Here is a 23,818-nt window from a genome sequence, read left to right as displayed (position 1 = left end):
GTCGGCGAATCCTCACCGGGGCCACGCTGACGAAAGCAATCAACCACCAGTTGCACAGGGTTGCGTATCGGTGCCTGATCCCGGGACCACCAGACCAGACTCGTAGGCGATGACGACAGCGTGCGTCCGATTCTGAGCACCGAGCTTTGCCAGCACATTTCCAACGTGCGTCTTCACCGTCTCCAGGCTCACCACCAGAACCTGAGCAACATCCGAGTTGGACAGCCCGGTGGCCATCAACCGCAATACCTCTTCCTCCTTTGCTGTCAGCGCTGCATTCGGGAACGCCTCAGCGGAAACCAATGGGCGGGGCGTAACCATCCGGCGTAGCGCGGCAGGGAACAGGATCACTTCGCCCGCCGCCACCACACGTACTGCCGCTGCGATCTGCGGGACTGGGAGCCGCTTCAGCACGAAGCCACTCGCGCCCGCACTGAGTGCGGCCGTGACGTAGCCATCGTTTTCGAAAGTGGTGATTACCAAGACTTTCGGCGGTTCGGTGCACTCGACCTGGAGGTGCCGAGTTGCCTCTATACCGTTGCGCAGCGGCATCCGCACGTCCATCAGCACCACATCCGGACGAAGTTGCCGCGAAAGCTCGACTGCTTCGATACCGTCGGAGGCCTCGCCTACGACCACAATCCCGGGCTGAGCCGCGAGCAGCATACGCAGGCCGCTGCGGGTAACGTCGTCGTCATCCGCAATCAGCAGTGTGACTGGCATGCTTGCAGGGTTGGACGCGTCCTCGCTCCAATTGGCTTCAGTCATCGTGCCGACCGTACCGGCAACTGAACACTCAACCGCCAGCACTGGGCTCCGTCCGGTCCAGCCTTGAACTCGCCGTTCAAGAGTCGTACACGCTCGGCCAGACCTGCCAAGCCGCGCCCTGATCTTCGAACTACGTCTGCGTTTCCCTCGGTCCCCGCCCCGATGCTGTTGACCACTCTGAGCTCGACACTCTCCAACGCGACTGCCACCGTGATGTCGATCGGCCCGCTGCCCCCGTGCCGCAGAGCATTGGTCGTCCCCTCTTGCAGGATCCGGTACGCCGCGCGAGAGAGTGTCCCCTGGATCTGTGAAAGGTCACCCGACAGGTTCACCTCCACAACCGCCCCCGCATGCCGTAACCGGTCAATTAACTCGGGCAAGTCCGACAGCGTCCGAGAAGGTACAGCCCCAGGCCTCTCCTCGCGAAGTACGCCCAGTACGTAGTCCAGGTCCTCGAGCGCTGCCCGTGTCGACTCCTCGATGCTACGCATGGCGGCCCTAGCGGCGGCAGGATCGGAGGCGAGCACCTCGCCCGCCACCGCCGCCTGGATCGTGGCGGCGGTGAGCGTGTGCCCGATCGAGTCGTGCAACTCGTGAGCGACCCGATTACGTTCGGCCAGTTGCAGTTCACGTTCTTCCGCCAGCGCGAGCCGTTCAGCCGTGGACGGCCCCAACAGTCGTGGCGCCAGCCATCGCAGCAGTGTTGCCACCAGGACACAAATTCCTACCGCAAGCAGGATGCAACCGGCCGCCACGACCCAGGTCCATCCACCCGTCACGTCTACCGACGTATCGAACAGACTGATTCGCGCCGTGCCGCCGAGCCAGTTCCCCGGGAGCGAAATCCCCATGATGAAAAGGACGATGGTCGCGAGCGCCGCCATCCAGCCCACCATGACATGCAGGACAATCCAGAGCGGGGCACGCCAACGATCAATGTCCGAGAGGTTGGGAGTACGGTGTCCGAGCGCTGGGCTCGGCAGCGACACCTGCAGCAGTCGGCGGGCGGACACGATGAGCGCGCGTCGCACAGGATGCGCCAGGCCGAGTGCTCCTACCAGAGTCACCCATATGAGCAGGACTGAAAACACCCGAACGAACTCGGGTGTGGATTGCCACGCGAGAGCAGGCAACATCGCAACCACTAGAAGTGGCAGGCTTGCCAACACACCACCAAAGGCGAAAAGCACAGCAGAGTATGTAGAGCCCCGCATCAGCGGTCGTAATCCTGTGATCATGATTCGACAAGTATGACCGGGCCGCTCGGCGATGGCCTCCCCCAATCGAGGGAGATAGTTTTCCCGCGTCGGAGCGATGCGCGACCAATCCTCCTGCAGACAGGATCGTGTCCAGACCGATCAACCTCTCCAAGGAGTTCTACTGATGCGTCGCCACAGTCGACAGGGCCAACCTCCCTCACCTCAAGAACGAAGCCGGAAACGGCACCGCGCCCTCTGTTCCGTCGCAATGACTCTCAGCATCGTCACCCTCGGTGCGTGCTCGTCGACCGCCGATACCGCCGCTGCGGGACACGATACGGTTCAACGCTCCCTCGACGCACTGGTGAGCGAGGACGGACTACCCGGCGCTCTCGCAAGCACCCAAGACCGAAACGGCAACTCCCACAACTACACCGCAGGAGTCGGTGACCTGACCACCGGATCAGAGGTACCCCACAACGGCCAGATACGAATCGGCAGCAACACCAAAACCTTCACCGCAGTAGTGGTCCTGCAACTGGTCGCCGAAGGAAAGATCGAACTCGACACCCCCTTCGAGACCTACCTACCCGGACTCGTCCGCGGAGAAGGGATCGACGGCCACAACATCACCATCCGCCAACTCCTTCAACACACCAGCGGACTCCCCAACTACAGCAACTACCTGGAAGACGAAGTCCGATACTACGACCCACGCGAACTTCTCGACATCGCGCTCGAACATCCCGCCGACTTCGCCCCAGGAACGAGTTGGAAGTACAGCAACACCAATTACATACTCGCCGGCCTACTCATACAGAAGATCACCGAAAAGCCCCTCACCGAGGAGATGGACCGGCGAATCATCTCGCCAATCAAACTTCAGCACACCTACTTTCCTGAACCATACGACGAGAAGATCTCGGAACTCCACCCCCGCGGCTACTACCGGGAGTCATCGGACGCGCCTCCGGTCGACGTCACAGAGATAGACCCCTCGTGGGGATGGGCCGCGGGGCAATTGATCTCCACCACCTCGGACCTCAACCAGTTCCTCCACGCACTCCTCGACGGACGACTTCTCCCCGCAGCCCAACTCGACCAGATGCGCACCACCGTCCCCGCGGAGGAAACCTTCGGGCCCGAGGCTCGCTACGGACTTGGACTGGTCAGCCGTCCGCTACCGTGCGGCGGCCTGTCCTGGAGCCACGGCGGCAGTTTCCCTGGCTACGAGACACGCGGGGGCGCTACCGACGACGGACGTGAAGCGAACATCGCGGTCACCATGCAAGTCGCCGACGATGGCACCCGGAGAAAACTCGAACATGCGGTGGATATCGCCCTTTGTCGCTGAGTCCTTCCTGTCACCCACCAAAAGCCGCCTACTCCGGAATAGCTCGTCAATTCGACAGTGTCTGCCACGAGAGGCCGGACTCCGAGGTGCAGCCAGCTACACCTCGTACGCTCCGGCACGCACCACCGAGAGACTGCACTTCGCACCATGGAGGACGCGTACGCACGTCAATACTGTTCTCTGCATGTGGAACTCACCATGAGATCCGACGAACAGGAGACCACAACCAATGACCACCCTTCGACGTCGCTCCCTGCTCACCGTGTTTCCGGCAGTCACCGCTGCAGCCCTCATCTTGGGCGTGAGCGGATGTGGTGACGCCACTGATTCCACTGATTCCACTCGGCAAAGCGACGCTGCCGTGCAACAGGCGCTCGACGGCGTCATCGAGCAGGGGATCCCCGGCGCACAACTCGTGATCTCCGACCCGTCACGGGGCACGCGCGTCCTTCGTGCGGGAATGGGAAACATCGCCACCGGCGAGCCTATCCCCGATGATGCGCGGGTCCGAATCGGCAGCAACACAAAGGCCTTCGTCGCGACCGTCGTCATGCAACTCGTCGACGACGGACTGCTCGACCTCGACATGAGCATCGAGCACTACCTGCCCGGAACCGTCGTAGGCAACGGGAACGACGGCAACCGAGTCACCATTCGAGATCTCTTGCAGCACACCAGTGGACTGACGGACTACCTCGCCGCCGGCGGAGCACGGCCGGCAGACATCAAGCCCGGCCAGCTGCTGGTGGGGACAAGCGCACAACCATCGGAGCACTTCTCCCCCACTGAACTGGTCGATATCGCGATGTCCCTTCCACCCGGCCCGGCCGCCAAAGACAAGGCTGTCTATTCGAACACGAACTACATTCTGCTCGGGATGCTCATCGAGAAGGTCACAGGACGCCCTGCCGCGCAGGAGATCACCACCCGCATAATCGATCCGCTCGGACTGACGGACACGTATTTTCCCGCCTCCCGCGAGACACAGATCCGCGGTTCTCATGCACAGGGCTATCACCCGATCGGCGGTATTCAGGTCGATGTCACCGATGGCGACGTGTCGTGGGCCGACACCGCAGGCGCGATGGTCGCAACCGGCGCCGACCTCAACACTTTCTTCACGGCTTTGCTACGCGGCGACCTCGTCTCGAATGACAGGCTCGCCGAGATGAAACACACCGTTCAGTTCGACAGGAGCCCGCAGGACAGCTACGGACTCGGACTAGTCCGCGTGAACAGCTCCTGTGGGAAGGAGATCTGGGGTCACGGCGGCGGAATCCCCGGCTTCGGCACCTCGGGCGGAGTCGATACCACAGGACGCGCTGTGACTCTCACCCTCAATCACATCCCGATGAGCGAGGACGCCTTCGTAGCAGCACAGCGAGTTGTCGACGCAGCGATGTGCGAGGAGTGAAGGAAACATATTCGTGCACGACTTCGCGCGCAACATCGAACAACGATTCTTCCCGATCGAACGATGTCCCGACCCCTACCAATCCTCAGGAGTTCTACTGATGCGTAACAATATTCGAAAGGGCTTCGCTTCCTCAGATCGTCGGCAGGACCGCAAACGGCACCGGACCTTCTCGGTCGTTACCGCGATGGCCCTCGGTGCCATGACGCTGGCGTCCTGCTCGCCGTCATCCGCCCTCAGTCCCGATACCGTCGGTTCTTCCTCCACCGAGCCTGACGCGGTTCAACGCTCCCTCGACGCATTGGTGAGCGAGGACGGACTACCCGCCGCTCTCGCAAGCGTCCAGGACCGAAACGGCAACTCCCGCAACTACACCGCAGGAGTCGGTGACCTGATCACCGGATCAGAGGTACCCCACAACGGCCAGATACGAATCGGCAGCAACACCAAAACCTTCACCGCAGTAGTGGTCCTGCAACTGGTCGCCGAAGGAAAGATCGAACTCGACACCCCCATCGAGACCTACCTACCCGGACTCGTCCGCGGAGAAGGGATCGACGGGCACAACATCACCATCCGCCAACTCCTCCAACACACCAGCGGACTCCCCGAGTACGGTATACACGTCAATGACGAAGAGATCAGATACCGATACGCCGACCCCCACGATTTGCTCGACATCGCCTTCCAGCACCCCGCCGACGCACCGCCCGGAGCGAGTTGGGGGTACAGCAACACCAACTACATTCTGGCCGGCCTACTCGTACAGAAGGTTACCGGCCGCCCCCTCGCCGAGGAAATAAATCGACGTATCTTCGCGCCGATCGGCCTGCGCGACACCTACTTCCCGCCGCCGGGCGACATGACCATCCGGGGACCCCATCCCAAGGGCTACCACCGCACCGCACCAGACAGCCCACTGAGTGACGTCACAGAGATGGACCCGTCGTGGGGATGGGCCGCAGGGCAGCTGATCTCCACCACCTCGGACCTCAACCAGTTCCTCTACGCGCTCCTCGACGGACGACTGCTCCCCGCAGCCCAACTCGATCAGATGCGTACCACCGTCCACGTCGGCGGACCCACCGGACTCGAGTACGGCCTCGGGCTCACCAGCAGGACTCTCTCGTGCGGCGGGGTCTACTGGGGCCATGGCGGCGACATAGTCGGTTACGAGACCCGCGGCGGCATCACCGACAACGGGCGCGCCGTGAACCTTGCGGTGACTGCTCTTCCCTCGACTGCGTCCGCCACGCAACAAGTCGTAGACACCGTGGACAAAGCTTTGTGCAGCTAAAGCTCTGGTGACAGCGTCACCCGGAATCTCACCCGAGTGACGCTGTACTGACCGACGAAACATTCGGTCGGTTATTGGCCGAACGGACCAATGCGGCCAACGTGTCCGCTGCCACACTTCATCAGTCCATGCGGCACAACGCAATTCAGGAGGCATGATGAAGTCGGAACGCGCCACAGTTGAGGAACCCTCGCATAGCGGCGGCAAGTCGATACAAAACATATTGGACAACAAGTCAATTCGTCGAACAACGACTATGACTGTTGGGCTGCTCAGTACGATCTGGATGATCGACATGATCGATCGCGTGATGATCGGGCTTGCACTGCCGATGATCGGAGACGAATTCTCCCTCAGTAATACGCAATTGGGCGGAGTCGTGTCGATCTTCGCCATCTTTTACATGCTCGGGCAGGTCCCCGGCGGCATGCTGGCCGACCGATTCGGACCCCGGCCACTGTTGATCGTCGCCTTGATCCTGTGGTCGGTGTTCACCGCACTGACAGGATTCGCCTGGGGACTCGTCTCACTGATGGTCATGCGTGCGATGTTCGGGCTCAGCCAGGGTCTCTTCCCAGCAGCGTCGTTCAAAGCTCTGGCTGAGCGAACCCGCCCGAAAACCCGCGCCACGGCCATGGGCTTCATGATCGGTGCAAACAACCTGGGCCCCGGCATCGCACCACTGATCATCGCCCCAGTTCTCATGGCCGTCGGTTGGCGGGACGCATTTTGGCTGGTGGCCATAGTCGGCGCCGTGATCGGCACAGTCGTCTGGTTGGTGCTCCCGGCGCCGTTGGACACAAAGATCACGGAAGATCCGGAGGCTGCACTGCAACCGCTAGCCAGTGAACATTCACGCGCCGCGGTGTTCAAGTCCGTTTCGGTCTGGAAGTTCGCACTTCTGTTCTGCCTGGCCAACATGGCCGGATACGGGCTGTTGACCTGGGTGCCGAGCTACCTCCTCAACGAAAAGGGGCTCTCGCTGATCGATACGGGAATCTTCGCCGCGATCCCGTTCATCGTCACGGCATTGGCCATCGTCGTCGGTGGACGTCTGGTGGACAAATACTTCCACGACAGCGCGCGCATCCTGCTCGTTCCGTGCATGGCCACCTCCGCCATTCTGCTGTTCTTGATGACTACCACCGATACCGTCGCGATGTTCACCTTCTATCAAACCCTCGCGATGGGCGTAAGCGGACTGTGCTCGATGTCGATCTTCGCCCTCCCGTTACGGGCATTGCCCGCCGAATTCCTCGGTTCCGGAATGGGTTTGATCAACGGTTGTGGACAGCTTGCCGGTTTCATCACCCCTCTCGTGATGGGATGGATGGTGGACCAGTTCTCGTACATGGCCGCGTTCGGAGTCCTGGTCGGAGCGACGGCTGCGGCGGCGTTGGTGGCCATGATCGTTCCGCAGACCCCGGCGAAGTTCTGAGGACTGCCATGTGGTCCGGCGAAGTGGCCGCTGAAGGCCGATCCCAGCAGTGGCCACTTCGCCGATCCGGACCTGACCCCGGTGCTAGCTCGTCATCTCACTGCATCGAACCCGTTGCGCGAGCGCCGAAGTGCACGCCCTGCCAGTTTCCCCGTCGGCACCCCGTCCGACAGTGCCGGTTGCCCATTCACCAGAACGTGCCGCATTCCGGTCGCATACACTCTTGGGTTGTCGTATGTCGCAAGATCCTCAACCTGAGAGGGGTCGAAGATCGCCAGATCGGCGTATCCCCCTGGCGCAATGTAGCCCCGCTTCGACAAACCGAAGTTTTCAGCGGGAAGGCTGGTCATTCGGCGAACGCATTCCTCGACTGATAGCCCGCCAACGCCGCGGGTGTAGCGGCTCAGAATACGGGCGAAAGTTCCGAATGAACGGGGGTGGACGGGTTGCCCCGCGAAAAGAGTCTCCATGCTCTGAGCATCGGCATCGGAACCAACCGAAACCCAGGGACGCTCGAAAGCAATTCGCGTGTTGTCCTCCGACGCAATGAAATAGGCAGCTTCGGCTGTGGGGAGAGCGTCGAGAACAGCCAGTATGGTGTCCACCGGGTCGTGATGCCCCATCCTCCGAGCAATAGATCCCAGAGCTTCCCCCGCTCGGATCCCGAGTGCCGGTACCTCGGACAAGATCGTCACCCCATCGGCACCTCCGGACGCAGCGAAGAGATTCTCCCAGTCCTCGTCCTCACGATGGATCCTCTCGCGGATCTGGTCTCGGACACCGGTCGAGTTCAGTTGCGTGCGCCCGGCCGTCGTGTCACGACACCGAAACTCCGGTGGCAACGCGGCACTGAGCAGCGTGTTTCCTGCTTCGTACGGATACACGTCCGCGGTGATTCGCACACCGTCCTCGCGAGCCTTCTCAACCAATTGCAAGGCCTCGGACATTTTGTGCCAGTGTGACTTACCAGCAACCTTGAGGTGGTAGATCTCCCCGCGCGCTCCTGTCGTTCGAGCGATGTCGATCAGTTCCTCGATGCTTTCGAGAAACCTCTGCCCTTCGCTTCGGAGATGGCAGATATGGACGGCATCGTGTCTGGCGAGCACCTGGGAAAATGCTCGCAACTCGCCGGTATCCGCATAGCTTCCGGGTGGATAGATCAGAGCCGAACCCACTCCGAGAGCTCCATTTTCAAGCTCCTCGTCGAGCAGGGCACACGCTTCGGCCAGCTCTTGTTCACTCAACAGACGATTGTCCACACCCGCAACCACCATGCGCAGATTCGCTGCGCCGACGAAGCTCGCCACGTTGAAACCGACGCCGTTCGTCTCCAAGGATTCGAGAAAATCGTGCAACCTCGGCCAATGCGATTGCACCCCAGGTGGAATCGCACCCATTCCGAGCATCGCCGGAGTCATCGAACCCGTGACCGGTCCGAGAGACACGCCTTCACCGAAGATTTGGGTTGTGACCCCCTGATACAAGTCCGACAATCCTCTTGGGTCTTGCTGCAGCGTGAGGTAACTATGACTGAGCACATTCACAAAACCGGGAGCCACCATGCAACCGCGAGCATCGATGTCGCTCGCCCCCGGCACAGAACCGATCGTTCCGACTTGCACGATCGTGTCACCGGCGATCGCAACATCCGCTTTCCTGGGCGGGCCCCCTCTACCATCGAGCACAGTCCCGTCCCGAACGACGATTGTCGGCAGCATCACGTCTCCTCCACGGTGGCCTTGCTGTCGCGAGATGCGACCCTGTTCACTCTGCTCAATCGTGGAAGCGAAATCTTGTTCCAGACACACATACGCGATGCAAAATTGGTGCCGCCCTACCAAACTGGCACATGGTTCCGATCATGCCATCGGTTAGCCGACGACCCTGCGGATCTCGCTCTCGGAGGCATTGGCGCCCGTGCAGACAACAGCAACGCGCTTGTCAGCGAAGGTGTTCGGATGCGCATAGACCGCAGCAAGCGCGGCCGCACCGGCGCCTTCACTCAAAGTGTGAGCGTCGTAGAGCAACGCCCGCTGCGCGAGCGTGATGTCGTCGTCCGTGACGAGCAGGAAGCCTCCGAGCCGTTCACGCAAAACACGTTGAGTCAGTGCGAACCCGGCACCGGTCGCAAGCCCTTCGACACGGGTGGTGTTCGGGCGCTCGACGCACGTGCCGGAACTCCATGAGTCATGTGCGGCTCGCGCAGCCTCCGACTGCACTGCGAACACCTCTAGGTGCGGTGCGAGCGCACTGGCGACGAGACACGCCGCCGCGGCACCGCTGCCGCCGCCGACTGGGACTACCACCGCGTCCAGATCGGGTTGTTGTTCGACGAGTTCGACGTAAGCAGTAGCGACACCGGCAAGGATGGCCGGCTCATTGGCGGCGCTGACGAGACGCAGGCCGTCACGTTCGCTGATGAACTCAGCGTGAGCACGCGCCTCGTCGAAATTCACACCGTGCTCGATGAGCTCGGCTCCGAGCATGCGGACAGCGTGAGCCTTGACTGGATTCGCCCCAACCGGCATGACGATCACACACCGCACGCCCGCACGCGCTGATGCATACGCCAAGGATTGAGCATGGTTTCCGGTCGAGTAGCCGACAATCCCCCGCGCCCGCGCCGCCTCATCCAGTCCTGCCACCAGATTCAGTCCACCGCGCACCTTGAACGCACCCGTGGGGTGCACGTTCTCGTGTTTGACGAACAATTGGCTGCACGAGCCCGCATCCAAGGTCGGGTGCGATATCAGGGGCGTGACCGGTAGATGCCGTCGGACGACCTGACTGGCACGCTCGATGTCTGCCCGTACGGGTGGATGTAGCTGGTTTGAAGCCGTGAGATCAGATGCCGGTGCCATGTGATTCACCCTGCCAAACACCGATTCATAGATCCAATACAAGTTTTTACCGAAAGCATCGAAATCTTCTATGATTTAGACATGCTCGATCTGATTCGCCTGAGGGTCTTGGTTGCTATCGCACAGGAAGGATCGGTGACGGCCGCCGCCGATTCACTGGGATACGCACAGCCCTCCATCAGCCACCACCTACGACATCTCGAATCGGAGGTCGGAGTTCCGCTGTTCCAGCGAGCGGGTCGCGGACTGCGCCTGACGGACGCCGGCGCAGTACTGGTTCGGCGAGCCACCGAGATCCTCGGCCACGTCGACGCAGCAGTAGCCGAAGTCCAGACGTACGCAGGACTGAGGGCCGGGCGGGTACGACTGGCCGCATTCCCGTCAGCCCTGGCGAGTTTGATTCCGCAGGCGATGGCAGCGTTCACGTCCCGTTACCCCGATGTGTCCATCAGCCTCGTTGATGCAGAACCACCCAAAGCACTTGCAATGCTTCGCAACAACGATGTCGACGTAGCTGTTGTCTTCGCGCACGAGGACACCCCTGAAGTCGGGCTCAAGCATGTCGCGCAGACGACTTTGCTGGAAGATCCGTTGTACCTGATCACCTCCGCGCGGGATCCAGGTGCCGCCAGCGAGCTCAGTGGCTACTCCAGTGAGACCTGGATTGCCGGTTGCCCTAGCTGCCGAGCCCACCTCCTCACCGCTTGCAATCGCGCTGGATTCATTCCGCGGATCGAGTTCGAGACCGACGACTACGTCGCCGCCCAAGCGCTGGTCGCCTCAGGAAGCGGGGTCAGCACCCTTCCGGCCCTCGCTCTCCAGGCACATCGGAACCCGGATATCCGCGCTCACCGCATTCCCGGCGAGCGACGCACTATCTCTGTCGCGACCTACGGGAAACCTCCACTTGCTCCCGCCATCGACGCGTTCGTCAGAACTCTGACAGCGATATCCGAATCCATGCGTGAGCGCGTCGAACCGGATGGGCACGTCAGTCGATGACGACCCTGGGCGGCTCGATCACGACCGCCCGCAATAGCCGGTGACCTCAGGTCCGGCCGACCACCGCGACTATCAGTGCGGCAAGTTCGCTTCGAGCATCGTCGGGCGAGAGCGCTCCCGCTACAGCAGCATGCGAGAGTGCCTCTGCAGCACCGAATATTGCAGTCATCGAAGGTTGCGCAAGCCCGCCGCCCGCACCAAAGGAAGTCAGCACCTCCCGACAGCGTTCGGAATACGCGTGTTCCGATTCACGCTTGACCCGCTCCAGCTCGGGCGAACCCTCCAGCGCTGCAAGCACACCCGTCAGTTCACGCCCCTGCGCCAGCGAACATCCGACGTAGGAGTCTGCGATGGCATTCGCGCGTCCGCTCAAGGACTCATCCGCGGCATCGAGATACTCCTCGAGCATCACCGTCTGACGATCGTCGAATTCCTTGAAGAGGGCTGCCAACAACGCGGCGCGGGAGGCGAAATGGCTGTAGACAACCGGCTTTGCAACGCCGGCACGTTCAGCCAACCGACCAAGGGTCAGCGCGTCCGCGCCCTCCTCTCGCACCAATGCCCACGACACCTCCACGAGCTGTTCGTACCTGCCGGCTCGCGACAGTCTCGTACGTGCCATCGGACACCTCCTTGCGCTATATACCAATAGTAACCTACTCTTAGTACATAAGCGCACCATCTACCGAAGGAACGCTCATGACCACACTCGTCGTAGTCTCCCACTCCGATCCACAGTCGCTTACCCAGCATGTCGCCCGTTCTACCGCCGACGCGATCCGCGACCGCGGCGGCGACGTCGACATCGCGGACCTACATGCCGAGAGTTTCGATCCCCGATTCTCCGAAGCCGATGTGAACCTGTTCCGCGGCAACGGGTCTCCTCCGGCCGATGTTGTAGCCGAGCAGGACCGAATCGATCGTGCAGACGATCTGATTCTCGTGTTTCCGATGTACTGGTGGTCGATGCCCGCACTACTCAAAGGTTGGATCGATCGAGTCTTCGTCAGCGGATGGGCGTACGAATTCACCCCGGGAAGCGAATTCGTGAAGAAACTGGACCGACTCACCGTCCACCTGATTCCGGTCGCAGGTGACGACGCTGAGAGTTTCGACCGACACGGCGTGTACGAGGCCTTCCGGACACAGATCGAGCGCGGCATCATCGAATATTGCGGTGCCACACTGGGATCGACAACCTTCGTTCACGAGTCGGACACGAAGAGCCGAGACGTCCTCGCCGCAGAAATCCAAGACCTCAGCGAAAGCATCGCGTCCCGTGTCGCCTACCCTGCGACCGTGACTTCCCGTTGACGGTCAAAAACGGTCAACTGACGCTTGAGCGGCCCGTGGCCGCCCAGTAGCGAAGCGTATCCCCCGTATGACCGAGGTTGCGCGACAACTGATCAGCTGGGCGCACGCTGTCGAGTAGACCACCGCACCCTTCGATTGCCTTACGCGAACCCTCGTTCGTTTCGTCGCAGGTAATCAGGACGCGACTGAGCCCCACCGGGTCGCCGGCATACGTGAGCACCTCACGCAGAGCAGTCGACGCTATACCTTTCCGGCGTTCCGACGGCCGGACCCCGTAGCCGATATGGCCACCGACATCGGCCAAGAACTCATTCAAACTGTGTCGCAACTGGATAGCACCGAGATACCTGCCGTCTCGAACGATCCACCAGTTGGTTGCCGGAACAATATCGGGCCCCGGCAACGCCTCAGGCTGCGCCAACAACTCCTGCACCCATTGCCCGAATCCATCACGGGACGCAAGGTCGAGATCTAGACGTTGCGCAACTCCCAACGCCGAACCGGGCTGATCCGCCTGCGGTCCGCCCCACTCGTCACGCGACTCCAACCAGGACACCCACAAGGCCTCGTCAGGCGCAACCAAATCGACAGTCATAGCAGCGATGCTACGTCGCACCCGCAATGATCGAGACTTCGCCTCATCGCGTCGAATCGATCGCAAAAACACATAGTGTGCATGTATGAGTGGACGTTTCACAGCTGGGGTCCTTATCGTCGTCGTCAGCGTCGTCGCCGTTGCGCTGGTTTGGGCCGGCGTTCGAGACTATGAATCTTTCACTCCACCGGTCGCGACCGCGGTCGATCGGGCGGACTGTCTCGCCCCTGATATCGCCGCCGCGCTCGTAGCCCCCGAGGCACGCGACAGCAGCATCGCTCTTCGCCCTGAGGGAAGTGGTTACCCACCTCCTGATTTCAGCCCCGTTGCCGTTGTTCGATGCGATCGCGGAGAAACGTCCGACGGTGGGTTGACCATCGACTCCATACGCCTCGAGGGGGACATCCACGCGGTGGACGATGCATTCCGCGAACAGTCTCGTCGATTTACTGCCAACGTCCAGGCCAGTTGCGCATACCGTCAGCTCTCGCCAGCCGGTTTGTGGCTGCTAGACGACGCAGGAGCAGCCATACGCCCTACCTGGCCGACCGAGCCCTGTGGCCTGCAAGAGCAACCATACGCAGCCCTGAGCCAATTACATGAGGTCAGCCACGAGCAGCATCTGGTCGACGGCATATCCTCCGATGATGCGGGAATCTGCCCCGACTCGATCGGTCTGCCGTTCGAAACGACCACTGAAACTGACGTGGATCGCATGGCAGAGCACGACGACACGTACATACGCCCACTGACCGAAACACCCTTGACTACGCCGATTTCCGACGTCGGCAGACTACGGGTGTGCCGCTATTCCACCGAACCGCCGCTGCCCGAGTCCCGAATCCGCTTGTCACGCCAGCAGAGTACGGATCTGATGGAGGTTGCATCCACCGCGCCACCTGCAGGCCCATGCGATCTCATCGCCCATCACATCGCTTCGATCGACGTACTTCGTCCCGACGGATCGGGCGGCACGCGGATCGCAGTCGAACTCGACGGATGCCAACGTGTAAACCTCCTCGGACAACGTCAATTACCGCCCGCAGTCATTGCGCTCCTGTTGCAGTAGCGCTGACCCACGCCCGAGTTGATCGAGACTGATCGTATAAAACCGACGAGGGAATCACAGATCTCGAATCGCCGTGACGACAACCGGCCTGACCGGCTTGGGCGCCGCGCCGCAACTCGGTGGACGCGGCGCGAGTTCGGAGACTGCAGTCTCCACCGCCCATCGCCGGCCGTCCACATGTGCGACGACGCATGTCCCGTCACTCGCCTGCTCGATGACAGCCAAGTCGCCGATTCCACAGCTGATTTGTTGTCGCACAGCAATTTCCGAAGCCTGCCCCGCAGGAGACCAGCAACTCCGTCCACGCAGGCCTGGCAAATGGACCTGATCTCGGGAAGCCATCTCCACGGCCGTGACACTCTCACGTACGGACAGACGGCCGTATGTATTGCCGCTCGGCAGCAGGATCATCGACGGCGCAAATCGGTGCCCGCCGGTATGCGAACACTCCCACACGTGGGGTCCGAAGGACGACATCAGCGCTGCGGCAATCGGCCTGCCGAATACAGCGCAGCACTGGTCGCGCTTGCCGTGAGCGCAGACCAATACGACTGGCTCGGTCACTTGCTCGCCCAATCCTGGTGACGGCCCATCCAACAGGAAGAAATCGACGTCGAGTAAGTCCATCGGCGAATCGACGTGCATCCTTTCGCACCATGAGTCGCTCGGATCGGAGCGCGCAAGCAGGACGGTGTGTCCATCAGTCATCGGATCGGTGCGCCCGGGTCGCCGAACGAACATGATTCGTACGTTCGCTGCGTCGGCTCGTCGGCTCAGCTCGGCGGCGAGCTCCTCCCCCAACGCCGTTCCGTCCAGCACGTCACGACCCCAGGCTGCGTTGAATTCGAGACACACCCAACCCCGCACGACGGCAGCGCTGCCTGCCAGCGGTTCGTCGACAGCAGACAGCGCGGAACAGGTTTCGGCTTCGATCACGAGGCCCATTGTGTCAGCCGCACTGGGTGTCGATTCGCAAGTCCCTGTGGCTCAGTGACGCGGCAGCTCAGTAGAACTTCTTGCCCTCCGCTAGCTGGTTGACGAATTTCTCGATCCGCCTGGCTCGCGTCTCCGGACGCTTTGCCTCCTGCAGTCGGTACGCGATGGTGAATCGGTTGGTGGAATTGAGCGTCGCGTAGAACTCGCGAGCCTTCGGGTTTTCGGCAAGCGCATCGAGAAAGTCTTTCGGGACCTCGGCCTTGGCTGCTCCCTCGTACGCGCGATCCCAGCGACCGTCGGCCTTGGCCTTCTCGATCTCGGCGATGCCGGATGGCTCGAGAAGTCCCGCGGCGTCGAGGCGGGCGACGATCTCGACGTTGCGTTTTGACCACGGACTCCGCGCGGTGCGTCGCGAAAACTTCTGCACGAAGAAATCGTCGTCGATTCGCCGTGCGAGGCTGTCGATCCAGCCGAAGCACAGGGCAACGTCCAACGCTTGGTCGTAGTCGATGGAGCTGTGCGTCGAGGTCTTCTTGGCCATTTTCAGCCAAAGGCCGGGGACCAACTCGTGGTTCTCGGACATCCATCGACGGAACTTTTCTCCGTCAGCGAAATATTCGGTATCGAGTTCGACTGCCATCAGTGCTCCTCACATTCGCGATACCCATACTCTGACAAAACCTTGCGACAAATATCCGAGAGTTCCGAGTGCGAGCACCCATTTGGCAATACTGATGGTCGAAGCGGTGCGAACCCTCGAGTCGGTGATGCTGTCACGATGATCGAGGAAACGAAGTCCGACCACGTTCTCGACGTAGTCACCGGCCGCCGACAGTACCGGTGCTACGGCAAGGACGCGCCGAGTTGCGGAGGAAAGGGGAACCCGCTCCCCGAGTCGCTTGCCTGCTGACCGCAAAGCCATCGCGTAGATCGCGGGATGTACGAAGTCGGGGTAGTAGTGACTACGAAATCGCGCCGTGGCCTCCGCGTCCATGGAGTCCAATATCTCGACGTACCGGCGAGCGGAAAACGCCGTCTGCACTTCCAATACTTTGGGAGCCACCGGCCCGAGTAGGCGAGCAATATTCGCTTGTGAGACAACAAAAGCGGTCGTCCACAGTGCCATCGCCTTCGCAGATCTGGTTGGTGCCATTCCACGATCGTGCCATCTTCGCACAACAGAACGGAACGGCCCGACGGAAAAGCTCGCCGAAAATGTGCATGAGGTTGCAGAAAGCGGGCATCCCGTATCGATCATCGGTCCGATAGCGGGGAGCGCGCATGTCACCCAAGTCCAACCCGACTGTTCTGTTCATCCACGGACTCTGGATGCACCCGACCACCTGGGATCCCTGGGCGCAGGTTTTCAACGCGCAGGGGTACTCCACGATGGCGCCGGGGTGGCCAGGGGACGCGTCGACTGTGGGTGAGACGCGTGAACACCCGGAGGACATCGCGGGACACGGCATCGACGACGTGACGGATCACTACGCCAAGGTGATCGCCGATCTCGACGAACCACCGATCGTGGTGGGGCATTCGTTCGGAGGTTTGATCGCGCAGAAACTGCTGGGCCAGAAGTTGGCGACCGCGGCAATCGCCATCGACCCGGCTCAGCCCAAAGGGGTGTTGAAACTTCCCCTCGTTCAACTGGGCAGCGTCTTCCCTGTCCTGTCCAACCCCGGGAATTACCGGAAGGCGTACTCACACAACAGAGAGTCGTTTCACAAGTCCTTTGCCAGCGCCGTGTCCAAGGACGAGTCCGACGCCTTGTTCGAGCAGTATGCGATTCCCGCCCCTGGTCGGCCCTTGTTCGAGGCAGCACTCGCCAACTTCGCGCCTCACAGCCCCGCTGCAGTGGATTTCAACGCGCAACGTGGACCACTTCTGATGATCGGCGGCGGCAAGGATCGCACAGTCCCGAAAGCCAGTTCGGACAGCTCGTTCAAGAAGTACGCCAAGGCCCCAACGGTCAACGAATACAAGGTCTTCGGCGATCGGGGGCATTCTCTGACCATCGACCACGGCTGGCGTGAGATCGCGGACTACAGTCTTGCCTGGCTCGACAAGCAGGGCATGAGCCCGCCGCAAGGCAAGCACGAAAGTCAGTCTCAGCCGAAAGCTTGAAAACGACGACGGTATACCTGCGGCGAAATTCCGAGATGCGTCGAAAATGCTCGGCGTAGGGATTCCGAACTGCCGAATCCCGCCAACTGCGCGGCTTCGGTCACCGAGTGGCCGGCATCGAGGAGCGCCTTCGCCGAATCGAAACGGATCAACTCGACGTATTTGGCCGGCGTCGTACCGAGTTCCTCGCGAAAGAGCCTTGTCAGATGCCGCGGGCTCAGGTGCGCCAGAGCAGCCAGTTCGTCGACCGAGTACTCCCCCGCCGGATCGGCCGCCACCGCATCGACCACTGCGCGAAGCGCGGGCACGCGGGGCCGCGGCCCGCTCAACGACGGCGAGAACTGTGACTGCCCACCTGGACGCTGGAGAAATACCACCAGAAGCTGCGCGACGCGTCGGGCCATTTCTGCACCATGATCTCGCTCGAGCAATGCGAGCGCGAGGTCGATCCCGGCGGTCACACCCGCAGACGAGAACACCGTGCCGTCCTCGATGAAAATTGCGTCGGGAACTACCGTGATCTGCGGATAGGCGCGCGCCAGCGTTGCCGTGTGTTGCCAATGCGTCGTTGCGCGGCGTCCGTCGAGCAGTCCACTCGCCGCAAGGATGAAAGTCCCGGTACAGATCGAGGCAACCCGACCCGAACGCCCCGCCAGGTCACTTGCTGCCTCGCGCAGTTCCGGACTCACCGGCGTGGACGGGAACACGTCGCCACCCATGACAAGCAACGTCTCGAAGGAACCGGAATCTGCGACGTCACAGTCGACCGGAATGCGCATCCCGGTCGACGAGTCGACATCGTGTCCACCCACCGAGCAGATCACCAACTCGTAGTTCGCTCCGCCACGATTGGCTTCTGCGAACACCTCACTCGGACCTGCGACGTCGAGCAGTTTGACGCCGTCGAACACCAGAACGGCAACTCGATGCACTGCGGTCACGATGCGCTCTCTTTCGTCCTGATCTGTGGACAGTATGGCCGAGATCAGGGTGCGCCCGCGTACGTGCTCGACCGACACTGGGATAGACCGAGAAATTCGCAGCAGCGACAAGCAGAGCAGGTACCGATGACCACGATCATTGCCGGTGTGAAAATCCCCGATTCGAAGATGGCTGCCGACGCCACCGAACTCGTTCGAGATACGTCGTCCGAGTTACTGTTTCACCACTCGCGACGCGTCTTCCTCTTCGGATCGCTGCAGGGAGCGCGTCTGGGACTGCACGCCGACCCCGAATTGCTCTACGTCGGCGCCATGTTCCACGACCTGGGGCTCACCGAGAAATTCCGAGACAGTACGGCACGATTCGAATTGGACAGCGCCGACGAAGCGCGGCGATTCCTCACCGGCTACGGAGTCGACGAAACCGACATCCGCAAAGTGTGGGAAGGCATCGCGCTACATACGACGCCCGAGGTTCCCTCTCGATTGGAACCCGAAATCGCCTTGGTGACAGCGGGTGTGGAGACCGATGTACTCGGAATCGGATACAGCGAACTCGACCAGGCCGACATCGACGCCGTCACCGCTGCCCACCCCCGCCCGGATTTCAAGAATCAGATCTTGAAGGCCTTCACCGACGGTTTCAAGCACCGCCCCGAGAGCACGTTCGGAACGGTCAACGGCGACGTGCTCGAACATTTTGTACCGGGATTTCGGCACATCGATTTTGTCGAGGTCATCCAGAACTCGGCTTGGCCCCAATAGAACTCGATTTCAGCCGGCCGCCTCACTCATCGCAGCGGCATCTTCTGCCCCGAACTTTTCCTCGAGAGTCTCCGGCGAATAGTCGAGGTCGATCTCGGCGACGTCGCGCCCGCGCGCAGACTCGATCGCCGAAAGTCGGCGCTGCGCACGGTCTGCGGCATACTCGAGGAACTCCTGATTGTCCAAACCGAACGGCTGCACCTCGAATTGATCGTTGACCCAGTTGATCATTCCGAGCGCCATGGGCATGAGTTCACCCATCCGCTGCTGGACGACGTCCCAGTTGTGATCGTCGGCGGCGACGTGCCTTCGGCAGGTGAACGTCCCCCAAGCCATGTGCCGTCGTTCGTCGTCACCGATCTTTCGCACCAATTGCTGCATGCCAGGCAGGATTCCGCGCGTCGCACAGACTTTCTGCCAGGCGTAGTAGCCCGTCAACGCCAGACTGCCCTCGATGACGTGGTTGTACGTGACGCTGGCACGCACCTGGTTGACCGGGCTGGGATCTGTCTCGAGAATGCGTAGCGACGACGGCAACTCCTCGTAGAACAGTTGCCGGTAGTACGGATTGTCAGCGACGTAGGAATGCAGGTCACTGGTCAATCCCACTTCGTCCATCCACAGCCGAAAGACCTGGGTGTGCTTGGCTTCCTCGAAACAGAACTGCGTCAAGTACATCTCGTCGCCGAACCTGCCCTCGGTCGACATCGCTTTCATGAACGGTTGAATGTCTTCGGTGACGGCTTCTTCACCGGCAATGAACTGCGCGCACAGGAAGGTTGCGCTGCGCTGCTGCTCGCTGCTCAACTCCTGCCAGTCGCGGGCGTCCTGGGAAAAATCGAGGTCGGTTGGGTTCCAGAATTTGGCATTTCCCTTGGTGAACAATCGGAGTGGGAACGAATCCCAGTTCAACCCTCCCGACCGAAGAGTACTGAAACCTTCTCGCCCCGGCGAGGTGACAGTCATGACATTCCTTCTTCCCGAACCGAAGACAGATGCCCCAACAGCATGCCCGCAGAACTGAAACGTGAATCAGTTTTGGCGAAATTCGATCTATTCCATCAGAGAAACGCCCTTGGTTTCCATCACTGCGAAGAGCTTGGCGTTCATCTGAGCCGCCAGATCCGGGCGATACGAGCCGATATTGAGCGGATTGGCTAGATTGTTCAGTTCCAAGGGGTCGGCTTGTAAGTCGTAGAGTTCGTATTGCGGCGCAGCAACTCCCGCCGGATCGAAGTACATCGTGTACTTCCATCGACTCTCACGTATGCACCGGATGTGATTGGGCTGCGTGACGATGTTCTGACCGTCGGGCGTCGCACAGTTCTGATCGTCGTAGGTGAACAGAATCGTGTCCTGAACCTGTGCGCTGGGACTTTGCGGGTAGGCGGCGGCGTCGACGACGACCGGTGTCAGATCGGTGCCCAAGAAGTTCCACGATTCACGCGCGGGCGCTTGGGCGAGAGTGGCGAGCGTGGGCATCACGTCGATCAACGACGCCAGGGCGTCGGTGCGAACGGGCTCGGGAAACAGCAAGGGGTTGCTGATGACCAGTGGAACGCGCAGCGTTTCCTCGTAGGCGTTGAACACCTTCTGCCGCAAACCTCCGTGGCTCATCCCCATCTCCCCGTGGTCGGACATGCGAACGATCACCGTGTCGTCGAGCATCTGTGGAGTGGCCTCGATCGCGTCGAGCACGCTGCCGATGTGTTCGTCCACAACCTTGTGCATGTAGGCGTAGAAGTTGATGTAGTTGCGCGCCTGATCGGGTCCGAGCAGCGGCCCGAGCCCGGCTGCGAGCAGCAATTCCGACTGAACCTGTGCTGTCGGTTTGTGATTGAGCGCCAGGATCTCGTCGAAGGTGGGCGGCAGGTCGATTCCTTGCTCGAAGGCGCCTGGTGCGTCCGATCCGTAGTTGTCGCACGTTCCGTTCATCGCATTCCAGGTCTGGGGGTACGCGAGGACATCGTGCGGGTTCACGAACGAGACGATCAGCGCCCAGGGCTGTCCGGACGTGACTGCCGGTCCGGAGAGAAAATCGACTGCCTCCTCGGCAACACGGCGGTCGTGGTCTGCGCACCCGCCGCCGAAATGATCCGGATTGGTGTCCTGGCCCGCGTCCGGCGGAATCCACCCTTCGAAGCCGAATCCCGCCACGTCCTCGCTTGTCGGATCACCGCCGTCGACGCCTTTGCTCAGATGCCATTTCCCCCGGTACTGGACGTTGTAGCCGGCCGACGCCAGCAGCTTTGCCATGTTCTGTTCGGAGACCTGCAACTGTGGCTCGGTGGGTGAAACAGTGCCGCCTTCGGTGAGCGTTCTTGTGACCCCGTGCTGCGCGGGGTAGAGGCCGGTGAAGAACGTACTGCGACTCGGCGAGCACATCGCGGTATTGCACACCGCCTGGTCGAACGTCAGCCCGTGATCGGCAATCCTCTTGCGGTTGGGCAGATTCTGATCAGCCCAGCCTTGCGGCCAGTACATCGGCCGGCGTTCCTGATCGGTGATGATGACAACGATGTTGGGTTTCTGTGGAAACCGATCGGCGGGCGCTGCTTGTGCCGGCGCCGCGCTCACCGCGCCGGTTGCGACGTCTGCCACTCCGGCGAGGACAAGAGCACCGACACCACCGAGGAACGTCCGGCGCGGCAATGAATGACAATGCGAGACTGGAACGTTCTCTGGATTCACGGGCATCGTCCTCTCGGAGGCGTTGTCGCCCCAGAGTTGACCGAATCAGTGTTCGCTACACATACTCGAGCAAACTTCCTGAGCGCTGATCAGCTCGATTACCCGATCCGCACAGCGCAGCGGATCGGGTGTCCGGCCGATGCCGAGAGTGTCGACTATCGAAATCGTCCGTCGCACATCAGCCTCCTCGACGCCCCACGACCAACCGAAGTCATGATTCCAGAGCAGAACTGCGTTTTTCCCCGGATGGTTTCGGGCATGAACGGGGAGAACGATCACCGCATCCATGCTCGGACCCTGCGGCCATCGAACTGTCTCACCGTGAACGGATCGTGCTACCGCGTCGACGTATTCGTGCGCGGACCAGTCGTTGCCGTTGGTGTGCATGGAAGTACATTCGGTGCCGCACGCGTTGTGGATGGGTTCTTCCCGGAACTGATCGGATATTCCACTTTCAGGAAATGAACGGCAACACAACGGATTCGAATTGGCGATGACCGTCGCGGTGGACGCTGTGGCCGGTGCGGAAGGAGACCAATTCGCAGCGCGCGACGGTGGCTGCAACAGCGTCGAGGCGAACGGGGTCCACCATCCCGCCCAGACCTCCACGCAGGAACAACATGTCGGCCTCGATGAGCGGCAAGCGATCCCACCACTGCGGATCCGGTCGGCGGAACTGCTCGAGCGCGGACCGCGTCATCGAGCGATCGAACGTCAGCGCGGCTCGCGGATGCCGCACCAAACTTGTTGTGGCGTGCCACAGTTCTGGCGCACTCGGCAATTTCCTCGCGAATACCTGTTCCGGGTCACCTGCGCGTAGTGGCAACGGCGCTTCCTCGATGACCAACTTCCGCACAACAGTGGGACGTTTCTGAGCGATCAACGACGCCGCGTGCCCGCCGAGCGAATGGCCGACCAGATCCACCTGGTCGAGTTCGAGATGATCACACACGTCCATGACGTCGTCTGCGAACTCGTCGAACAGATACGACGACGCCCGAGCGCTGCGGCCGTGGCCGCGAAGATCGACCGAGACAACTCGTCGGTTGCGTGATCGCAGGGTCCGCGCGAACTTGTCCCAGGTACCGCTGTCGCCGCCCATCCCGTGCACGAGGACTACCGCAGGCAGATCGGCCGCACTGGGATGCGAGCCGGAATCGCGGTAGCTGATCTGGACCCCGCCGGCACTTCGTACGTTAGCGACACTCACGAGTTCCCAGGATAGACCTGTCCTCGCGGATTGCTGACGTGGTCAGCCGAGGCGGCAACTCCCCCGGTCTCGTGACCTCGTCGTAGCGAGCCAGCCCGATCCTCGCGATGTTGCGCAGCGCCTCGCTTGCATCGGCGAAGTATCCGCAATGCCCTCGAACGGCACCGGTGTTGAAAACAACGGCTCCGTGCTGCGCTCGGACTGGAGACGGGCCGTGCCCGAGACGACCGATCTTCACGCGTGGGAAGTACCGGATCCAGTCCGACGGCCCCAGCGCAGCCCAGAGATTTCCGGCAAAGCACAGGTCTTCGCGCGAACCGGTCCCCATTCCCGGGCTGCCGATCACCACACAATCGTCCACCCGTGCCGACGGGAGGGCGAGTCCGCACACCACCGCCCCATAGCTGTGTCCGACGAGCGTGACATGCGCCGAACGCGGCAAAATACGAGTCAATCGCGCCAGATCGATCGCACCGCGTTCTGCAAGGGTCCGCGAGAACGACTCGAGAAATCCCCACGGCGTCCGGTAACCGACCCACACGATCACTGCGACGCGGTCGTTCGGCCCGAGCGTTCGGAGCATCCTTCCCAGTGTCCATCCGCTCGCTCGCGGTCCTGTCGGACGGTTCTCGTCGAAGTAGTTTCCCAGGCCGTTGTCGTTGCCTGGCACGAAGATCACGATGTGCTCAGCTGTGGCGACGTCCCCGAACACCTCCACGATCCGGCCTTCGCCGGCTTCGTCGTACGCCAGAAGTTGTGCGTCGCGTAGCTCCGTCGGCTGGTAGTGAAGTCGATCGGTTCCGGAAACGTCAGATCGGCCCGCCGTTTTCATGACAC

24 protein-coding genes are annotated in these 23,818 nt (G+C 61.3%); 9 read left to right on the top strand and 15 right to left on the bottom strand.

The window, feature by feature from the left end; all coding sequences use genetic code 11:
- Positions 1 to 39 precede the first annotated feature (39 nt).
- Positions 40 to 768, bottom strand: a complete 729-nt coding sequence (locus QM716_RS06555; protein WP_283303305.1) for a response regulator transcription factor — start codon at positions 766 to 768, stop codon at positions 40 to 42.
- On the bottom strand, positions 765 to 1,835 hold the full coding sequence (locus QM716_RS06550; RefSeq protein WP_283303303.1) for a sensor histidine kinase: 1,071 nt from the start codon (positions 1,833 to 1,835) through the stop codon (positions 765 to 767). The genes QM716_RS06555 and QM716_RS06550 overlap by 4 nt, the downstream gene beginning before the upstream one ends.
- Before the next feature lie 400 nt (positions 1,836 to 2,235).
- Between QM716_RS06550 and QM716_RS06545 the strand changes: the two genes are divergently transcribed.
- The 4 genes from QM716_RS06545 (at position 2,236) to QM716_RS06530 (ending at position 7,470) form a co-directional block, all read left to right on the top strand.
- Positions 2,236 to 3,321, top strand: coding sequence for a serine hydrolase domain-containing protein (locus QM716_RS06545; RefSeq protein WP_283303301.1), 1,086 nt, complete (start codon positions 2,236 to 2,238; stop codon positions 3,319 to 3,321).
- A gap of 229 nt (positions 3,322 to 3,550) precedes the next feature.
- Positions 3,551 to 4,735, top strand: coding sequence for a serine hydrolase domain-containing protein (locus QM716_RS06540; protein WP_283303299.1), 1,185 nt, complete (start codon positions 3,551 to 3,553; stop codon positions 4,733 to 4,735).
- A gap of 100 nt (positions 4,736 to 4,835) precedes the next feature.
- Positions 4,836 to 6,032, top strand: coding sequence for a serine hydrolase domain-containing protein (locus tag QM716_RS06535; protein WP_283303297.1), 1,197 nt, complete (start codon positions 4,836 to 4,838; stop codon positions 6,030 to 6,032).
- Positions 6,033 to 6,327: 295 nt separating this feature from the next.
- Positions 6,328 to 7,470, top strand: a complete 1,143-nt coding sequence (locus tag QM716_RS06530) for an MFS transporter (protein WP_283303295.1) — start codon at positions 6,328 to 6,330, stop codon at positions 7,468 to 7,470.
- Between the two features lie 92 nt (positions 7,471 to 7,562).
- On the opposite strand, the gene QM716_RS06525 is transcribed toward QM716_RS06530, so the two are convergent.
- Together QM716_RS06525 and QM716_RS06520 are read right to left on the bottom strand one after the other, a co-directional pair.
- On the bottom strand, positions 7,563 to 8,915 hold the full coding sequence (locus QM716_RS06525; RefSeq protein WP_283303293.1) for an N-acyl-D-amino-acid deacylase family protein: 1,353 nt from the start codon (positions 8,913 to 8,915) through the stop codon (positions 7,563 to 7,565).
- Positions 8,916 to 9,341: 426 nt separating this feature from the next.
- Positions 9,342 to 10,331, bottom strand: a complete 990-nt coding sequence (locus QM716_RS06520; RefSeq protein ID WP_283303291.1) for a threonine ammonia-lyase — start codon at positions 10,329 to 10,331, stop codon at positions 9,342 to 9,344.
- Between the two features lie 81 nt (positions 10,332 to 10,412).
- On the opposite strand from QM716_RS06520, the gene QM716_RS06515 reads away from it, so the two are divergent.
- Positions 10,413 to 11,333, top strand: coding sequence for a LysR family transcriptional regulator (locus QM716_RS06515; RefSeq protein WP_283303289.1), 921 nt, complete (start codon positions 10,413 to 10,415; stop codon positions 11,331 to 11,333).
- Between the two features lie 46 nt (positions 11,334 to 11,379).
- On the opposite strand, the gene QM716_RS06510 is transcribed toward QM716_RS06515, so the two are convergent.
- Entirely contained in the window at positions 11,380 to 11,955 is a 576-nt protein-coding gene (locus QM716_RS06510; RefSeq protein WP_283303287.1) for a TetR/AcrR family transcriptional regulator, read from the bottom strand.
- A gap of 77 nt (positions 11,956 to 12,032) precedes the next feature.
- Here QM716_RS06510 and QM716_RS06505 point away from each other — a divergent pair, with 77 nt between their 5' ends.
- Complete coding sequence (locus QM716_RS06505) at positions 12,033 to 12,647, top strand: NAD(P)H-dependent oxidoreductase (protein ID WP_283303285.1); 615 nt, start codon at positions 12,033 to 12,035, stop codon at positions 12,645 to 12,647.
- A gap of 13 nt (positions 12,648 to 12,660) precedes the next feature.
- On the opposite strand, the gene QM716_RS06500 is transcribed toward QM716_RS06505, so the two are convergent.
- Positions 12,661 to 13,242, bottom strand: coding sequence for a GNAT family N-acetyltransferase (locus QM716_RS06500; protein WP_283303283.1), 582 nt, complete (start codon positions 13,240 to 13,242; stop codon positions 12,661 to 12,663).
- Positions 13,243 to 13,327: 85 nt separating this feature from the next.
- On the opposite strand from QM716_RS06500, the gene QM716_RS06495 reads away from it, so the two are divergent.
- Positions 13,328 to 14,311: a hypothetical protein gene (locus QM716_RS06495; protein ID WP_283303281.1), complete on the top strand. Its 984-nt coding sequence runs from the start codon at positions 13,328 to 13,330 to the stop codon at positions 14,309 to 14,311.
- Positions 14,312 to 14,365: 54 nt separating this feature from the next.
- Here QM716_RS06495 and QM716_RS06490 read toward each other — a convergent pair whose 3' ends face one another.
- Genes QM716_RS06490 through QM716_RS06480 form a run of 3 tightly spaced genes read right to left on the bottom strand, consistent with a single transcriptional unit; the run spans position 14,366 to position 16,400 of the window.
- Positions 14,366 to 15,256, bottom strand: a complete 891-nt coding sequence (locus QM716_RS06490; RefSeq protein ID WP_283303279.1) for a ferredoxin family protein — start codon at positions 15,254 to 15,256, stop codon at positions 14,366 to 14,368.
- Positions 15,257 to 15,314: 58 nt separating this feature from the next.
- Positions 15,315 to 15,887 (bottom strand): YdeI/OmpD-associated family protein, encoded by a 573-nt coding sequence (locus QM716_RS06485; protein WP_283303277.1) that lies wholly within the window; start codon positions 15,885 to 15,887, stop codon positions 15,315 to 15,317.
- 9 nt (positions 15,888 to 15,896) lie between these two features.
- Positions 15,897 to 16,400, bottom strand: coding sequence for a hypothetical protein (locus QM716_RS06480; RefSeq protein WP_283303276.1), 504 nt, complete (start codon positions 16,398 to 16,400; stop codon positions 15,897 to 15,899).
- A gap of 128 nt (positions 16,401 to 16,528) precedes the next feature.
- Between QM716_RS06480 and QM716_RS06475 the strand changes: the two genes are divergently transcribed.
- Positions 16,529 to 17,374 (top strand): alpha/beta hydrolase, encoded by an 846-nt coding sequence (locus QM716_RS06475; protein ID WP_283303274.1) that lies wholly within the window; start codon positions 16,529 to 16,531, stop codon positions 17,372 to 17,374.
- On the opposite strand, the gene QM716_RS06470 is transcribed toward QM716_RS06475, so the two are convergent.
- On the bottom strand, positions 17,359 to 18,315 hold the full coding sequence (locus QM716_RS06470; RefSeq protein WP_283303272.1) for a GlxA family transcriptional regulator: 957 nt from the start codon (positions 18,313 to 18,315) through the stop codon (positions 17,359 to 17,361). The genes QM716_RS06475 and QM716_RS06470 overlap by 16 nt on opposite strands.
- A 126-nt stretch (positions 18,316 to 18,441) precedes the next feature.
- Between QM716_RS06470 and QM716_RS06465 the strand changes: the two genes are divergently transcribed.
- Entirely contained in the window at positions 18,442 to 19,080 is a 639-nt protein-coding gene (locus QM716_RS06465; RefSeq protein WP_283303270.1) for an HD domain-containing protein, read from the top strand.
- A 9-nt stretch (positions 19,081 to 19,089) separates the two neighbouring features.
- Here QM716_RS06465 and QM716_RS06460 read toward each other — a convergent pair whose 3' ends face one another.
- From QM716_RS06460 to QM716_RS06440, 5 genes are all read right to left on the bottom strand, one after another.
- Positions 19,090 to 20,046, bottom strand: coding sequence for a R2-like ligand-binding oxidase (locus QM716_RS06460; RefSeq protein WP_283303268.1), 957 nt, complete (start codon positions 20,044 to 20,046; stop codon positions 19,090 to 19,092).
- 87 nt (positions 20,047 to 20,133) lie between these two features.
- The gene (locus tag QM716_RS06455; RefSeq protein WP_349307345.1) at positions 20,134 to 21,771 is read right to left on the bottom strand and encodes a sulfatase family protein; all 1,638 of its coding nucleotides are present in this window, start codon (positions 21,769 to 21,771) and stop codon (positions 20,134 to 20,136) included.
- A 45-nt stretch (positions 21,772 to 21,816) separates the two neighbouring features.
- Positions 21,817 to 22,158, bottom strand: coding sequence for a DUF6292 family protein (locus QM716_RS06450; protein ID WP_283303264.1), 342 nt, complete (start codon positions 22,156 to 22,158; stop codon positions 21,817 to 21,819).
- Between the two features lie 67 nt (positions 22,159 to 22,225).
- Positions 22,226 to 22,981: an alpha/beta fold hydrolase gene (locus QM716_RS06445; RefSeq protein ID WP_283303263.1), complete on the bottom strand. Its 756-nt coding sequence runs from the start codon at positions 22,979 to 22,981 to the stop codon at positions 22,226 to 22,228.
- Positions 22,968 to 23,813, bottom strand: coding sequence for an alpha/beta hydrolase (locus QM716_RS06440; protein WP_283303261.1), 846 nt, complete (start codon positions 23,811 to 23,813; stop codon positions 22,968 to 22,970). The genes QM716_RS06445 and QM716_RS06440 overlap by 14 nt, the downstream gene beginning before the upstream one ends.
- Positions 23,814 to 23,818: the final 5 nt, after the last annotated feature.

Origin of the sequence: Rhodococcus sp. IEGM 1409 (genome assembly GCF_030056735.1) — a bacterium.
GTDB lineage: Bacteria > Actinomycetota > Actinomycetes > Mycobacteriales > Mycobacteriaceae > Rhodococcus_F.
Note: the sequence above shows the minus strand (reverse complement) of the source record. Positions and strands in the feature narration are given on the sequence as shown.

Coding starts and splice junctions, on each gene's coding strand:
- QM716_RS06485 (WP_283303277.1), bottom strand. CDS start 15,887: ATGGCAGTCGAACTCGATACCGAATATTTCGCTGACGGAGAAAAGTTC.
- QM716_RS06505 (WP_283303285.1), top strand. CDS start 12,033: ATGACCACACTCGTCGTAGTCTCCCACTCCGATCCACAGTCGCTTACC.
- QM716_RS06450 (WP_283303264.1), bottom strand. CDS start 22,158: ATGCACACCAACGGCAACGACTGGTCCGCGCACGAATACGTCGACGCG.
- QM716_RS06555 (WP_283303305.1), bottom strand. CDS start 768: ATGACTGAAGCCAATTGGAGCGAGGACGCGTCCAACCCTGCAAGCATG.
- QM716_RS06475 (WP_283303274.1), top strand. CDS start 16,529: ATGTCACCCAAGTCCAACCCGACTGTTCTGTTCATCCACGGACTCTGG.
- QM716_RS06460 (WP_283303268.1), bottom strand. CDS start 20,046: ATGACTGTCACCTCGCCGGGGCGAGAAGGTTTCAGTACTCTTCGGTCG.
- QM716_RS06500 (WP_283303283.1), bottom strand. CDS start 13,242: ATGACTGTCGATTTGGTTGCGCCTGACGAGGCCTTGTGGGTGTCCTGG.
- QM716_RS06510 (WP_283303287.1), bottom strand. CDS start 11,955: ATGGCACGTACGAGACTGTCGCGAGCCGGCAGGTACGAACAGCTCGTG.
- QM716_RS06465 (WP_283303270.1), top strand. CDS start 18,442: ATGACCACGATCATTGCCGGTGTGAAAATCCCCGATTCGAAGATGGCT.
- QM716_RS06530 (WP_283303295.1), top strand. CDS start 6,328: ATGATCGATCGCGTGATGATCGGGCTTGCACTGCCGATGATCGGAGAC.
- QM716_RS06440 (WP_283303261.1), bottom strand. CDS start 23,813: ATGAAAACGGCGGGCCGATCTGACGTTTCCGGAACCGATCGACTTCAC.
- QM716_RS06540 (WP_283303299.1), top strand. CDS start 3,551: ATGACCACCCTTCGACGTCGCTCCCTGCTCACCGTGTTTCCGGCAGTC.
- QM716_RS06495 (WP_283303281.1), top strand. CDS start 13,328: ATGAGTGGACGTTTCACAGCTGGGGTCCTTATCGTCGTCGTCAGCGTC.
- QM716_RS06520 (WP_283303291.1), bottom strand. CDS start 10,331: ATGGCACCGGCATCTGATCTCACGGCTTCAAACCAGCTACATCCACCC.
- QM716_RS06480 (WP_283303276.1), bottom strand. CDS start 16,400: ATGGCACCAACCAGATCTGCGAAGGCGATGGCACTGTGGACGACCGCT.
- QM716_RS06490 (WP_283303279.1), bottom strand. CDS start 15,256: ATGGGCCTCGTGATCGAAGCCGAAACCTGTTCCGCGCTGTCTGCTGTC.
- QM716_RS06515 (WP_283303289.1), top strand. CDS start 10,413: ATGCTCGATCTGATTCGCCTGAGGGTCTTGGTTGCTATCGCACAGGAA.
- QM716_RS06535 (WP_283303297.1), top strand. CDS start 4,836: ATGCGTAACAATATTCGAAAGGGCTTCGCTTCCTCAGATCGTCGGCAG.
- QM716_RS06545 (WP_283303301.1), top strand. CDS start 2,236: ATGACTCTCAGCATCGTCACCCTCGGTGCGTGCTCGTCGACCGCCGAT.